The sequence below is a fragment of the Nocardioides sp. NPDC092400 genome (assembly GCF_040684155.1).
In the GTDB taxonomy this organism is placed as follows: domain Bacteria; phylum Actinomycetota; class Actinomycetes; order Propionibacteriales; family Nocardioidaceae; genus Nocardioides.
This window is the reverse complement of record NZ_JBFBFJ010000002.1, coordinates 62,445-76,062: the sequence shown is the minus strand read 5'-3', so window position 1 is coordinate 76,062 and position 13,618 is coordinate 62,445. Positions and strand designations below refer to the sequence as shown.

General features: G+C 71.7%; 11 protein-coding genes and 2 tRNA genes (1 of these 13 running past the window's edge). 1 reads left to right on the top strand and 12 read right to left on the bottom strand.

Annotated features, from left to right (window positions below):
• From AB0N29_RS07870 to AB0N29_RS07820, 11 genes are all read right to left on the bottom strand, one after another.
• Positions 1-57 (bottom strand) — tRNA-Ala (locus AB0N29_RS07870) (it extends 116 nt beyond the left edge of the window).
• 39 nt (positions 58-96) lie between these two features.
• Positions 97-225: a DLW-39 family protein gene (locus AB0N29_RS07865; protein ID WP_302268852.1), complete on the bottom strand. Its 129-nt coding sequence runs from the start codon at positions 223-225 to the stop codon at positions 97-99.
• A 37-nt stretch (positions 226-262) separates the two neighbouring features.
• A tRNA-Ile gene (locus AB0N29_RS07860) sits at positions 263-339 on the bottom strand.
• A gap of 101 nt (positions 340-440) precedes the next feature.
• Positions 441-998 carry a DUF3566 domain-containing protein gene (locus tag AB0N29_RS07855; protein ID WP_302268851.1) on the bottom strand — a complete coding sequence of 186 codons (558 nt, stop codon included), beginning with the start codon at positions 996-998 and terminating at the stop codon, positions 441-443.
• Positions 998-3,796: a DNA gyrase subunit A gene (gene gyrA, locus AB0N29_RS07850; protein ID WP_302268850.1), complete on the bottom strand. Its 2,799-nt coding sequence runs from the start codon at positions 3,794-3,796 to the stop codon at positions 998-1,000. Before gyrA ends, AB0N29_RS07855 begins: the two co-directional genes overlap by 1 nt.
• Positions 3,797-3,869: 73 nt before the next feature.
• Positions 3,870-5,960, bottom strand: a complete 2,091-nt coding sequence (gene gyrB / locus AB0N29_RS07845) for a DNA topoisomerase (ATP-hydrolyzing) subunit B (RefSeq protein WP_364866835.1) — start codon at positions 5,958-5,960, stop codon at positions 3,870-3,872.
• Between the two features lie 382 nt (positions 5,961-6,342).
• Positions 6,343-6,894, bottom strand: coding sequence for a DciA family protein (locus AB0N29_RS07840; RefSeq protein WP_364865601.1), 552 nt, complete (start codon positions 6,892-6,894; stop codon positions 6,343-6,345).
• Positions 6,884-8,038 carry a DNA replication/repair protein RecF gene (recF, locus tag AB0N29_RS07835; RefSeq protein ID WP_302268848.1) on the bottom strand — a complete coding sequence of 385 codons (1,155 nt, stop codon included), beginning with the start codon at positions 8,036-8,038 and terminating at the stop codon, positions 6,884-6,886. The genes AB0N29_RS07840 and recF overlap by 11 nt, the downstream gene beginning before the upstream one ends.
• A gap of 10 nt (positions 8,039-8,048) precedes the next feature.
• Positions 8,049-9,023, bottom strand: coding sequence for a phosphogluconate dehydrogenase (NAD(+)-dependent, decarboxylating) (gnd, locus tag AB0N29_RS07830; protein ID WP_302268847.1), 975 nt, complete (start codon positions 9,021-9,023; stop codon positions 8,049-8,051).
• Between the two features lie 59 nt (positions 9,024-9,082).
• Positions 9,083-10,249: a DNA polymerase III subunit beta gene (gene dnaN / locus AB0N29_RS07825; RefSeq protein WP_364865598.1), complete on the bottom strand. Its 1,167-nt coding sequence runs from the start codon at positions 10,247-10,249 to the stop codon at positions 9,083-9,085.
• 486 nt (positions 10,250-10,735) lie between these two features.
• On the bottom strand, positions 10,736-11,161 hold the full coding sequence (locus AB0N29_RS07820; protein WP_302268845.1) for an organic hydroperoxide resistance protein: 426 nt from the start codon (positions 11,159-11,161) through the stop codon (positions 10,736-10,738).
• Between the two features lie 45 nt (positions 11,162-11,206).
• Between AB0N29_RS07820 and AB0N29_RS07815 the strand changes: the two genes are divergently transcribed.
• Positions 11,207-11,653 (top strand): MarR family transcriptional regulator, encoded by a 447-nt coding sequence (locus AB0N29_RS07815; RefSeq protein WP_364865596.1) that lies wholly within the window; start codon positions 11,207-11,209, stop codon positions 11,651-11,653.
• Between the two features lie 6 nt (positions 11,654-11,659).
• On the opposite strand, the gene dnaA is transcribed toward AB0N29_RS07815, so the two are convergent.
• Positions 11,660-13,249, bottom strand: a complete 1,590-nt coding sequence (dnaA, locus tag AB0N29_RS07810; RefSeq protein WP_364865594.1) for a chromosomal replication initiator protein DnaA — start codon at positions 13,247-13,249, stop codon at positions 11,660-11,662.
• Positions 13,250-13,618: the final 369 nt, after the last annotated feature.

Sequence of the window (13,618 nt, the reverse complement as noted above, 5' to 3'; positions counted from 1 at the left end):
CGAACCCCTAACCCCCTGCTTGCAAAGCAGGTGCGCTACCAATTGCGCCAAGGCCCCGTGCCCGCGGTGTGGCCGCGGTGGTCGGGTCGTGCCGGGTCAGGACGAGGAGCGGACGCTGTCGGTCGCCTCGGCCCAGAGGGCCTGCTCGTGCTGGCCCTCGTCGTACTTCTTCTTGGCGAGGGCGGCGCCGACGGCGGCCAGGGCCACGAGGACGATCTTCTTCATCGGGTGACCTCCGGTCGCGCGGTGCGGTTGCGGGTGGTGGTGGGCCTAACAGGACTTGAACCTGTGACCTCTTCCTTATCAGGGAAGCGCTCTAACCGTCTGAGCTATAGGCCCGCTCCGGCACGGGGCCGGCGCGGTCGCTGACGCGACCGAGGGTGGACACTACCCGACCTCCGACCCGCTCCCCAAAACGGGGGCGGACCCGGAGGTGCGGCTCAGTGCTGGTCCTCCGCGAGGGTGACCTCGATGCCCCCGAGGAGCGCCGCGGCCATGTTGTAGAGGAACGCGCCGAGGGTCGCGACCGCGGTCAGCAGGACCACGTCGATCGCGGCCACGAGCATCGTGAAGCCGAGGACGCGGGAGGTGCCGAGGTAGTCCTTGACGTCGAAGTCGGAGGCGTCCTGGCCGCCGACGATGTCCTGGACCGTGCGGTTGATCGAGTCCCAGACGTCGGCCGCGCCGAGCACCGACCACACCATCAGCACCGAGACGACGGTGACCACGGCGAACGCCACGGAGAGCAGGAACGCGGTCTTCATCACCGACCACGGGTCGACCCGGGTGAGCCGCAACCGGGCCCGTCGGGGCGCCCGCGAGCCCGTGGGGGCAGCCCCCGTCGCCGTCCCGGGCCGGGCTCCGCCGTTCGCGCGGTGCTCGTCCGCGGCGTTGGCGAGCCGGGCCTGGATCCGCTCGCCCAGGCCGGGGCGGACGGCGGTCTCCTCGGTGCGGGTGGCGCCGCGGCCGGCGGTCCCGTCGGTGGAGTGGTCGGACATCAGTCCTCACCCTCCCCTTCGTCGGTGGCGTCGGAGTCGTCGGACGCATCGATTGTTGCACCCGGGCCAGAATCCGCCGTCTCGGCGGACTCCACGTCCTGCTCGAGGTCGGCCGTCTCGGCGGCGGCCGCCTCGACCGCCGGGTCGTGGGCAACGGCCTCCGCCGCCTCCTGGGCCGCGGCGTCGGCGGCCTCGGCCACCTCCTCCTCGACCTTGGCCTCGACCGAGCGGGCGACCACGGCGACGGCGTCGCCGGACTTCGTGGTCAGGAACTTCACGCCCATGGTGGAGCGTCCGGTCGGGCGGAACTGGTCGTTGATCGGGCTGCGCACGACCTGGCCCTTCTCGGTGATCGAGAGGACCTCGTCGCCGTCCTCGACGATGAACGCGCCGACCAGGCCGCCGCGCTCCTCGTTGGCCAGCGACATCGCCTTGATGCCGAGCCCGCCGCGGGACTGCAGGCGGTACTCGTGGATGCGCGTGCGCTTGGCGAAGCCGCCGTCGGTGATGGTGAAGACGTACTGCGGCTTGACCTCCTCCACCTGCTCGGCGGTGGCCTCGACGGCCGCGGAGTCCTCGGCCTGCTCGCTGAGGCCCGCGGCCTCCTCGGCCGCGACCTGCGCCGCGCGGATGACCGACATCGACAGCAGCGAGTCGCCGTCCCGGAACTTCATGCCCGAGACGCCGGAGGTCGCCCGGCCCATGGGCCGCAGCTGGGAGTCGTCGGCACGGAACCGGATCGCCTGGCCCTTGCGGGAGACGAGCAGGATGTCGTCCTCGGAGTTCACCAGCTCCGCGCCGATCAGCTCGTCGTCGTCCTCGCGGAAGTTGATCGCGATGACGCCGGCCTGGCGCGGGCTGTTGTAGTCCCCGAGGCGGGTCTTCTTCACCAGGCCGTTGCGCGTGGCCAGCACGAGGTACGGCGCCTGCTCGTAGTCGCGGATCGCCAGCACCTGCGCGATCGACTCGTCGGGCTGGAAGCTCAGCAGCCCGGCCACGTGGCCGCCCTTGGCGTCGCGGGACGCCTCGGGGAGGTTGTAGGCCTTGGTGCGGTAGACCCGGCCGGCCGTGGTGAAGAACAGCAGCCAGTGGTGGTTGGTCGTGGCGATGAAGTGCTCGACGACGTCGTCGCCGCGCAGCGTCGCGCCCCGCACGCCCTTGCCGCCGCGCTTCTGGGTGCGGTACTGGTCGGCGCGGGTGCGCTTGGCGTACCCGCCACGGGTGATCGAGACGACGAGGTCCTCGTCGGGGATGAGGTCCTCCATCGAGAGGTCCCCGTCGGCGGCGATGATCTGGGTACGGCGGTCGTCGCCGTACTTGTCCACGATCTCGCCGAGCTCGTCGCTGACGATCTGCCGCTGGCGCGCGACGTTGGCCAGGATGTCCTGGAGGTCGGCGATGCGGGCCTCGAGCTCGGCCAGGTCGTCGATGATCTTCTGGCGCTGCAGCGCGGCGAGCTGGCGCAGCTGCATGTCGAGGATGGCGGTGGCCTGCAGCTCGTCGATCTCGAGCAGCTCGATCAGGCCCTGGCGGGCCTCGGCCACGTCGGGCGAGCGGCGGATCAGCGCGATGACCTCGTCGAGCATGTCGAGGGCCTTGACCAGGCCGCGCAGGATGTGGGCGCGCTCCTCGGCCTTGCGCAGGCGGTACTCCGTGCGCCGGCGGATGACCTCGACCTGGTGCTCGACCCAGTTGCTGATGAACTGGTCGATGGTCAGCGTGCGCGGCACCCCGTCGACCAGCGCGAGCATGTTGGCGCTGAAGTTGGTCTGCAGCTCGGTGTGCTTGAGCAGGTTGTTCAGCACGACGCGGGCGACGGCGTCGCGCTTGAGCACGACGACCAGGCGCTGGCCGGTGCGGTCGGAGGTGTCGTCGCGCACGTCGGAGATGCCCTGGACGCGACCGGAGTCGGCCAGCTCGGCGATCTTCAGCGCGAGGTTGTCGGGGTTCACCATGTACGGCAGCTCGGTGACGACCAGGCAGGTGCGCCCGCGGGAGTCCTCGTCGACCTCGATGACCGCGCGCTGGGTGACCGAGCCGCGGCCGGTGCGGTAGGCCTGCTCGATGCCCTGGTGACCGACGATGAGCGCGCCGTTGGGGAAGTCGGGGCCCTTGATCCGCTCGATGAGCGCGTCCTGCAGCTCCTCGCGGGTGGCGTCCGGGTGCTCCAGCGCCCAGCGCGCCCCGGACGCGACCTCGCGCAGGTTGTGCGGCGGGATGTTGGTGGCCATGCCGACCGCGATGCCGGCCGAGCCGTTGACCAGGAGGTTCGGGATCCGCGAGGGCAGGACGACCGGCTCCTGCGAGCGGCCGTCGTAGTTGGGCTGGAAGTCGACGGTCTCCTCGTCGATGTCGCGGACCATCTCCATGGCCAGCGGGGCCATCCGGCACTCGGTGTACCGCATGGCCGCGGCCGCGTCGTTGCCCGGCGAGCCGAAGTTGCCCTGGCCCTGGATCATCGGCGCGCGCATCACCCAGGGCTGCGCGAGCCGGACCAGGGTGTCGTAGATCGCGGTGTCGCCGTGCGGGTGGTACTGACCCATGACGTCACCGACCACGCGCGAGCACTTGGAGAAGCCGCGGTCGGGCCGGTAGCCGCCGTCGAACATGGCGTACAGCACCCGGCGGTGCACCGGCTTGAGCCCGTCGCGCACGTCGGGCAGCGCGCGGCCGACGATGACCGCCATCGCGTAGTCGATGTACGCGCGCTGCATCGAGGTCTGCAGCTCGACCGGCTCGATGCGGCCGCCGGGCCCAGGGGTGGTCGGTCCGCCGCCGTCGGTGGGCGTCTCGGTCACGATTGCTCTCTCTCGCTGGTTCTACCGGATGTCTAGGGTTCGCTCTAGAGGGGCCCAGAGAGGGCCAGAGCGCCTAGATGTCCAGGAATCGGACGTCCTTGGCGTTGCGCTGGATGAAGGAGCGGCGCTGCTCGACGTCCTCGCCCATGAGGATCGAGAAGATCTCGTCGGCCTGCGCGGCGTCGTCCAGGGTGACCTGCAGCATCAGCCGCTGGTCGGGGTCCATCGTGGTCTCCCACAGCTCCTTGGCGTTCATCTCGCCCAGGCCCTTGTACCGCTGCACCGGGTTCTCCTTGGGCAGCTTCTTGCCCGCCTCGAGGCCGGCCGCCATCAGCGCGTCGCGCTCGGCGTCGGAGTATACGAACTCGTGCTCGTGCGGCTTGTTCCAGCGCAGCCGGTAGAGCGGGGGCTGGGCCATGTAGACGTGGCCGTGGTCGATCAGCGGCTTCATGAACCGGAAGAGCAGCGTCAGCAGCAGGGTGTTGATGTGGTGGCCGTCGACGTCGGCGTCGGCCATCAGCACGACCTTGTGGTAGCGCAGCTTCTCCAGGTCGAAGTCCTCCTGGATGCCCGTGCCGAGCGCGGAGATGATCGACTGCACCTCCTGGTTGCCCAGGATCCGGTCGATGCGCGCCTTCTCGACGTTGAGGATCTTGCCGCGGATCGGGAGGATCGCCTGGATCCGCGGGTCGCGGCCCTGGCGGGCCGAGCCGCCCGCGGAGTCGCCCTCGACGATGAAGACCTCGCACTCGGCGGGGTTGGTCGACTGGCAGTCCGAGAGCTTGCCGGGGAGACCGCCGCCGCCCAGGATGCCCTTGCGGCTGCGGGCCAGCTCGCGGGCCTTGCGGGCCGCGATCCGGGCCGAAGCCGCCGCCTGGGCCTTGCGCACGATGTCGCGGCCCTCGGCGGGGTTCTGCTCGAGCCAGGCGCCGAACTGGTCGTTCATCAGGCGCTGGACGAAGCCCTTGGCCTCGGTGTTGCCGAGCTTGGTCTTGGTCTGGCCCTCGAACTGCGGCTCGCCCAGCTTGACCGAGATGATCGCGGTGAGGCCCTCGCGGATGTCGTCGCCGGAGACGCGGTCCTCGCGCTTCTTGATCAGCCCCCACTCCTCGCCCCAGTGGTTGACCAGGGAGGTCAGCGCCGCGCGGAAGCCCTCCTCGTGGGTGCCGCCCTCGTGGGTGTTGATCGTGTTCGCGAAGGTGTGGACCGACTCGGTGTAGCTGGTGTTCCACTGCATCGCGACCTCGAGGCTCATGTGGTTCTCGACGCTGGGCGGCGTCTCGGCCTCGAAGGAGATGACGGTCGGGTTGGCCTTGTCCTTGCGGCGGTTGAGGTGCTCGACGTAGTCGACGAGGCCGCGGTCGTACTTGAAGACCTGCTCGATGCCGCCCTCGCCACCGCGGCGCATAGCGTCGGCCGACCCCTGGTCGACGTCGTCGACGACGGTGTCGTCCTCGACCGCGTCCATGACCTCGGTCGCCGCGGGCCGCTCGTCGCGCACGACGATCTCCAGGCCCTTGTTGAGGAAGGCCATCTCGCGGATGCGGGTGGTGATGGTCTCCAGGGAGTACGTCGTGGTCTCGAAGATCTCCGGGCTGGCCCAGTACTTCACCGTGGTGCCGGTGCTCTCCCCCGGCTCCAGCGCGCGCACCTGCTCCAGCTCGCCGTCGGGGACGCCGATGGTGAACGACTGGCGCCAGAGGTGGCCGCGGTTCTTGACGTCGACGACCAGGTGGGTCGACAGCGCGTTGACGACCGAGACGCCCACGCCGTGCAGGCCGCCGGACACCTTGTAGCCGCCGCCGCCGAACTTGCCGCCGGCGTGCAGCATCGTCAGCGCCATCGTCACCGCGGGCATCTCCTGCCCGGGCGCGGTGTCGGTGGGGATGCCGCGGCCGTTGTCCTCGACCTGGATCGCGCCGTCCGCGCACAGGGTGACGACGATCCGGTCGCAGTGGCCGGCCAGGGCCTCGTCGACCGCGTTGTCCACGATCTCCCAGATCAGGTGGTGCAGGCCGCGCTCACCGGTGGAGCCGATGTACATGCCCGGCCGCTTGCGCACCGCCTCCAGGCCCTCGAGCACCTGGATCGCGGAGGCGTCGTAGTCGTTGTCGACCCGCGAGGAGGTCAGTGCCGCGGCCGCCTGCTCGGGCAGCCCGGGCAGCGCTCCGGCCTGCTGGACCGACGCATCGCCACCGGGCTGACCGTCGGGCTGACCGTCGGGCTGGGCCGCGGACTGGCCCTCGGACTGGGGAGTGGGGGAGAAGCTCTCCTCGGACACGTCCACCTTCTTCTCGACAGGTCGGGGCGGGTCACCGACAGGGACCCGGCACGGAACGGGTCGCGCACGCGCGACCCGGCGCCCATGGTACCGCGTGGAAGGCCCAGAACCACGCAACGTCCCCAGCCGGACGGGGCCGGGGGGACCGGAGAGGGCCACAGGCGGCTCGTCAGGGCCGGTGAGAGGCGCGACCAGGGGGGCGGACGAGCCCCGGTACGGCGGCGAGGCTCGCAGATCGGCAGATCGCGCGGCTCGCAGCCCGCCCTCAGCCGTAGGTGTCGCGCGGCCCGCGGCCGTCCCGGACCGAGCGCGGACCCTTCTTCCAGGTCGGCAGGTGCGGTCCGAGCACCTCGATGACCGTGACCGTCCCGTGGCCCAGGTCCTCGTTGAGCCGGCGCACGACGGTCGGTGCCAGCAGCCGCAGCTGGGTGGCCCAGGCGGTGGAGTCGGTGCGCACCACCAGGCGGCCGTCCTCGAACCTCTCGGGGGTGCAGTGCGCGGCGACCTCGGCGCCGACGAGCTCGCCCCACCGGCCGAAGACACCGTGCACCCGCAGGTCGAGCTCCCAGCCGCGCTCGGCGACCAGCCGCCCGAGGGTGTTGTCGAGGAGCTGCGGGTCGCGGTCGTCGGGGTGGGACCCCGAGACCCGGGTGCCGCGCGGCCGGTCGGTCCACGGCTTGCGCCGGCGGGCGCGCGGGGTCGAGCCGGCCGTCGCCCGGGTCAGCGCGCGGGCCAGGTCCAGGCCGTCGTCGCGGTGCTCGGGCTCGGGCCGCTCGGGTCCGGGCTGGTCCGCCGCGGGCTGGTCGTCAGGAGTCACGGCGTACCTCCCCTCCCGCGACGGTGAAGCGCGCCCCCGTCAGGGCCTCCGGGACGTCCGCCCCGACCGCGGCGGTGACCAGGACCTGCTCGGCCCCGGCCACCAGCTCGGCCAGCTGGGCCCGGCGGTCGGTGTCGAGCTCGGCGAAGACGTCGTCGAGCACCAGGATCGGGTCGTCGCCGTCGGCGCGCAACAGGTCGTAGGACGCCAGCTTGAGCGCCAGCGCGACCGACCAGGACTCCCCGTGCGAGGCGTACCCCTTGACCGGCAGCTTCTGCTCGCCCCCGCCGTGGGCCAGGGTGAGCAGGAGGTCGTCGCGGTGCGGCCCCACCAGCGAGATGCCGCGGTCCAGCTCGTCGGAGCGGCGCCGCTCCACCTCGGCGAGGATCCGCTCGCCCAGCCCGGCGGGGTCCGTGGCGCCCTCGAGGTCGAAGGAGGGGCGGTACTCGATGTCGGCGTCGTCGCGGCCGGCGCCGCGGGCCACCGTCTCGTAGGCCTTCCCGACGTACGGCGCGAGCCGCTCGACCAGGTCGAGCCGCCCGGCCAGGAGCTCGGCGCCCGTGCGGGCGAGGTGCTCGTCCCACACCGCGAGCGTCGAGAGCGCCGCCTCCTGAGAGGAGCTGCCGCGGCGGGCCGCGCCCGCGGTCTTGAGCAGCGAGTTGCGCTGCTTGAGCACCCGGTCGTAGTCCGACCGCACCCCCGCCAGGCGGGGGGCGCGCAGCACCAGCAGGTCGTCGAGGAACCGGCGGCGGTCCGAGGGGTCGCCCTTGACCAGGGTGAGGTCCTCGGGGGAGAAGACGACCGTGCGCACCAGCCCGACCAGCTCGCGGGCCCGGGGGAGCGGCGAGCGGTTGATCCGGGCCCGGTTGGAGCGGCCGGGGTTGATCTCCACCTCCAGGACCGCGGTCCGACCGTCCCGCACCACCGCCGCCCGCACCACCGCGTGGTCGGCGCCCGCCCGCACCAGCGGGGCGTCGCTGGACACGCGGTGGGAGCTGAGCCGGGAGAGGTAGTCGACCGCCTCGACCAGGTTGGTCTTGCCCTGGCCGTTGCGACCGATGAACGCGGTGACTCCGGGCCCCAGCTCGACGTCGGCGGTGGCGTAGGAGCGGAAGTCGTGCAGGGTGAGGTGGGAGACGTGCACCGCGGTCCGGCTAGCTCTCCGCGGGCGCCGAGTCGTCGCCGGAGCCGGCCTGTCGGGCCGAGCCGGCCTGGTCCGGCGTGCCGCCGTCCTCGACGTCGCCGCCCTTGGGCGCGGAGGTCTGCATGGCGTGGCCGCCGAACTGGTTGCGCATCGCGGCCACCGCCTTCATCGCGGGGGAGTCGTCCTGGCGGGAGACGAAGCGGGCGTAGAGCGCCGCGGTGATCGCGGGGGTCGCGACCGCGTGCTCGATGCCGGCCTCGACGGTCCAGCGGCCCTCGCCGGAGTCCTCGGCGTACCCGCGGATGCCCTCCAGCCCCGGCTCCTGGTCGAGCGCGGCGACGAGCAGGTCCAGCAGCCAGGACCGGATGACCGTGCCCTCGCGCCAGGAGCGCATCACCTCGGTGACGTTCTCGACCATCTCGACCTTCTCGAGCAGCTCCCAGCCCTCGGCGTAGGACTGCATGATCGCGTACTCGATGCCGTTGTGGACCATCTTGGAGAAGTGGCCGGCGCCGACCTTGCCGGCGTGCACCGAGCCGAAGTCGCCCTCGGGCTTGAGCGCGTCGAAGACCGGCTGCACCTTCGCGACGTGGTCGGGCTCGCCGCCGTACATCAGCGCGTACCCGTTCTCCAGGCCCCAGACACCGCCGGAGACCCCGCAGTCGACGAAGCCGATGCCCTTCTCGGCCAGCTGGTCGGCGTGTGCGAGGTCGTCGGTCCAGCGGGAGTTGCCGCCGTCGACCACCACGTCGCCCTCGCCGAGGAGGCCGGCGAGCTCGGTGACCGTCGCGCGGGTGGGGTCCCCGGCGGGCACCATCACCCACACGACCTTGGGGGAGGGGAGCCGCTCCACGAGGTCGGCCAGCGAGTCGGCGTCGCTGACCTCGGGGTTCCGGTCGTAGCCCACGACGGTGTGGCCGGCGCGGCGCAGGCGCTCGCGCATGTTGCCGCCCATCTTGCCGAGGCCGACGAGTCCGAGGTCCATCTGCTTTCCTCCTGTGAGCGCTGCGGGGTGTCAGGCAGTACGCCGGACGGTACCCACCGTCAGGACAGCAGACGCCGCGGCATCAGCAGGTAGCGGAACCCGGGGTCGGCGGGCGCCGCGGCTGCTGCGTCCGAGCCGTCGCCGTCGGGCGCCGCCCCGCTGATCACGACCGGCTTGCTCGCCTGGGTGAAGGCCAGCTCGACGACGGGCTGGTCGATCGCGGTGAGCCCGTCGAGGAGGAACTGCGGGTTGAAGCCGGTGGTGATGTCGTCACCGTCGACCTGCGCCTCGATGGACTCCGAGGCCTGGGCCTCGTCGCCGGAGCCGGCGTCGAGGGTCAGCACGCCGTCGCTGAAGGCCAGCTGGACGGCGGTGTTGCGCTCGGCGACCAGCGCCACGCGCTTGACCGACTCGACCAGCGCGGCCTTCTCGACGCGCGCCACGGTCAGGTGCTCGTTGGGGAAGAGGCTGCGGACCTTGGGGAACTCCCCGTCGAGCAGTCGCGTGGTGGTGCGACGTACGCCGCCGGGGGCGTTGCCCTCGAAGCCGATGATCCCCTCGCCGCTCCCGCTGGCGGCCAGCGCGATGGTGACCTCGCTGCCGGCGGTCAGCGACTTCGCGGTGTCGCCGAGCACCTTCGCGGGCACGAGCGCCGCGGCCGACTCGTCCGGGGTGCGCGGGTCCCAGCCCAGCTCGCGCTGGGAGAGCCGGAACCGGTCGGTCGCGAGCAGCGAGATGGTCGAGCCGTCGATCTCGATCCGGACGCCGGTCAGCACGGGGAGCATGTCGTCGCGCCCCGCGGCGGTGACCGCCTGGGCGACGGCGTGGGCGAACTCGTCGCTCTGCACGGTGCCGGTGGCGGCGGGCATCTCGGGCAGGGACGGGTAGTCCTCGACCGGCATGGTCTGGAGGCTGAAGCGGGCGGAGCCGCAGGTCAGCGAGACCCGGGCGCCGTCGAGGGTCATGTCGACCGGCTTGCTGGGGAGGCTGCGGCAGATGTCGGCGAGCAGCCGGCCGCTGACCAGCGCCTTGCCCTCGTCGCTGACCTCGGCGCTCAGGGTGGCCCGGGCGGACGTCTCGTAGTCGAACGTGGACAGGACCAGGCCGTCGTCGGTCGCGTCGATGAGCAGACCGGCGAGCACGGGGACGCTCGGCCGGACCGGGAGGCTGCGGGCAGCCCAGGCGACGGCATCCGCGAGCACGTCGCGGTCGACGCGGAACTTCACGATGGGGGTCCTTCGAGATCGGGGCGGGCAACGGATCCCGAATCCTGCCACGTGCGCCCGGGGCGCGGGAGGTTCGGTGTGGTTTGCCCCGCCCGTCGCCTGTGGATGCGAGGTGGCTCCCGGAGACCGTTCGGCTCGGTCGTCCCCAGGTGATCGGCCCGGTGGAGTTGCACGGAGGATCGGGATGTCTGGAGGTAGGTGGGAGTCACAGCATCGGTGGAAACTGTGGACAACCGACGTTTCCGCAGGTCGTGCGGAGCGAACGCGGCCCACAGGGGGCTGTGGAGACAGCCGCGACGGCCGGGCCCCGGGTGTGGAGCCCGACCGTCGGGGTGGAGTGCAGGTGCCGGCTGTCCCCAGATCCTCCCCGTGTAGTTCGGGGTGCGACCCCGGCCTGGTCCACAGGAGGAACGACAAGTTCTGGCGTTCCCACCCTGTGGAGGAGGCCTGTGGAGACTCGGTCCGGCGGCGCTGCGAGGCGCCCTGTCAGGCGACCGTCAGGGTGACCTCGACGTTCCCACGGGTGGCGTTGGAGTAGGGGCAGACCTGGTGGGCCTGCTCGACCAGCTCCCGGGCCCGGTCCGCGTCCACCTGCGGGAGGGTCACCTCCAGCTGGACCGCCAGGCCGAAGCCGCCGGCGTCGTTCGCTCCGATCGAGACGTCCGCGACGACCTCGGAGTCGGTCGTGTCCGCGCCGGCCTTGCCGGCGACCAGCTTGAGGGCCGAGTGGAAGCAGGCCGCGTAGCCCGCGGCGAACAGCTGCTCGGGGTTGGTCGCCCCGCCCGGGCCGCCCATCTCGGTGGGGGTCCGGACGTCGGTGTCGATGAGGCCGTCGGTGGACTGGACGTGGCCGTTGCGGCCGTCCCCGGTCGCGGCGGCGCTGGCGGTGTAGAGAGTCTTCATGTGCACCAACGTATTGCGCGCAATGGAATCGCACAAGGGTCTATCCTCGGAGGTGTGGTCGACCATCCGCAGCTCGCTCTCGACGAGCAGCTCTGCTTCCCGCTGTACGCCGCCACGCGCGCGGTCACGCAGCGCTACGGCGAGCTGCTCGCCGACGTCGGGCTGACCTACCCGCAGTACCTCGCGCTGCTGGCGCTCTGGGAGGCCGGTGGACCGGTCACCGTGGGCGGTCTGGGTCAGCGGTTGCGCCTGGACTCGGGCACGCTCACGCCGCTGCTCAAGCGGCTCGAGGCGGTGGGCCACGTCTCGCGGCGCCGCGACCCCGCGGACGAGCGACGTGTCCTCGTCGAGCCCACCGAGCAGGGCTGGGCGCTGCGCGACCGGGTGGCCGGCGTGCCGGAGCGGCTCCTGGAGGGGATGGGCCTGTCCGTGGAGGAGCTCGTGCGGCTGCGCCGTGACCTCGGCACGTTGCTCGACGGGCTCGACGCCACCGCCGGCTGACCGGCCTCAGCCCTGGCGGGCCTGCATCTTCACGCGGTTGGTCAGCTCGCTGACCTGGTTGAACACCGCGCGGCGCTCGGCGAGCAGCTGGTTGATCTTGCGGTCGGCGTACATCACCGTCGTGTGGTCGCGGTTCCCGAACTGCGCGCCGATCTTGGGCAGCGAGAGGTCGGTGAGCTCGCGGCACAGGTACATCGCGATCTGGCGGGCCATCACCAGGTGGCGGCCCCGGCTGGGCCCGGTGAGCTCGTCGATGGAGAGCCCGAAGTAGGCCGCGGTCTGGGCGATGATCAGGCCGGCGGTGATCTCCGGCTCGCCGCCCTCGGGGATCAGGTCCTTGAGCACGATCTCGGCGAGGGTCATGTCGACCTCCTGCCGGTTGAGGTTCGCGAACGCCGTCACCCGGATCAGCGCCCCCTCGAGCTCGCGGATGTTGGTCTGGATCTTGGACGCGATGAACTCGAGCACGTCCGGGGGCGCGGTGAGCCGGTCCATGGCGGCCTTCTTGCGCAGGATCGCGATCCGGGTCTCGAGGTCGGGCGGCTGCACGTCGGTGATCAGCCCCCACTCGAACCGGTTGCGCAGCCGGTCCTCGAGCGCCTCGAGCCGCTTGGGGGCCCGGTCGGAGGTGAGCACGATCTGCTTGTTGGCGTTGTGCAGCGTGTTGAACGTGTGGAAGAACTCCTCCTGGGTCTGGGTCTTGCCCTCCAGGAACTGGATGTCGTCGATGAGGAGGACGTCCACGTCGCGGTAGCGCCGCTTGAACCGGTCCTGCCGGTCGTCGCGGATCGCGTTGATGAACTCGTTGGTGAACTCCTCGCTCGACACGTAGCGCACCTTCGCGCCGGTGTAGAGGCTGCGGACGTAGTGCCCGATCGCGTGCAGCAGGTGGGTCTTCCCCAGCCCGGAGTCGCCGTAGACCAGCAGCGGGTTGTAGGCCTTGCCCGGTGCCTCGGCCACGGCCACCGCCGCGGCGTGGGGGAACCGGTTGGAGGAGCCGATGACGAAGGTCTCGAAGGTGTACTTGGGGTTCAGGCGCGTCTCGAGGGCCGTGGGACGTCCGCCGGCGTCACCGGAGCCCACGGCACCGTGCCCGGGGAAGGCGTCGCCGAGGTAGCCGCCGTCCGCCTCGTGGCGCCGACCGGCACCCGACGGCCCCGACGGCACGGACCCGGCGTCTGCCTCGCCCCCGAGTGGCAGGTCCGGCACGGCCGCCAGGCCATCGAGTCGACTTGTCGACAAAGCGACGTCCAGGCCCGCGCGGTCGCCCCGCGCGTCGCCGCCGAGGTGGTCGGGAAGGTGGTCGCCGAGGTGGTCGGGGGCCGGAGCGGGCCGGGCGTCGAGGTCGAGCGCCGGGTTCACGGTCACCGCGATCCGGATCTCCCGCCCGAACGCCACGGTGAGGGCGTCCTCGAGCTGGCCGCGCAGCCGCCCCTCGAGCTGCCCTCGGGTGAAGTCGTTGGGCACCGCGACGATGGCGGTGTTCTCGTGCAGGGTCACCGGCTCGCTGGCGGTGAGCCACGCGCGCTGGTGGGACTGGAGGTCGCCGACGACCTGTCGCCAGGCGGTGGCCAGGTCCGGCGTGCTCTGCTCCACGGTGGGCGGTCCCCTTCTCGTTGCTCGCGAAGTTCCACAGCTTTGTCCACAGGTTGTGAACGCGACCCGCTCGCTGTGGAGGAGTCTGGCCGAGGCCCGGCGCCGACAGGTTCGGAATCGACGTTTTCGCAGGTCAGACTCGTCATGCGCGGCTACGTGACCGGAGTCACGTGGGCGACGCCTGCGGGTCCGGCGCAGGCCGGAGGGGAATCTCGACGGCCCCGAACGTAACCCTCGGGCGGCGGGACCAGCAAGACGTCATCCACAGGCCCGTAGGCTGGGTCCGACGGTGCATCCCCAGCGGTGCTCGTCGGTTTGACCCTGGGAAACGGCTGCGCGTACCGTTGGCCGGTCACCCGGTGTCGACCG

Excerpts from the sequence above, each read along its gene's own strand:
- AB0N29_RS07865 (WP_302268852.1), bottom strand. The coding sequence starts at position 225 with ATGAAGAAGATCGTCCTCGTGGCCCTGGCCGCCGTCGGCGCCGCCCTC.
- AB0N29_RS07855 (WP_302268851.1), bottom strand. The coding sequence starts at position 998 with ATGTCCGACCACTCCACCGACGGGACCGCCGGCCGCGGCGCCACCCGC.
- gnd (WP_302268847.1), bottom strand. The coding sequence starts at position 9,023 with ATGGACCTCGGACTCGTCGGCCTCGGCAAGATGGGCGGCAACATGCGC.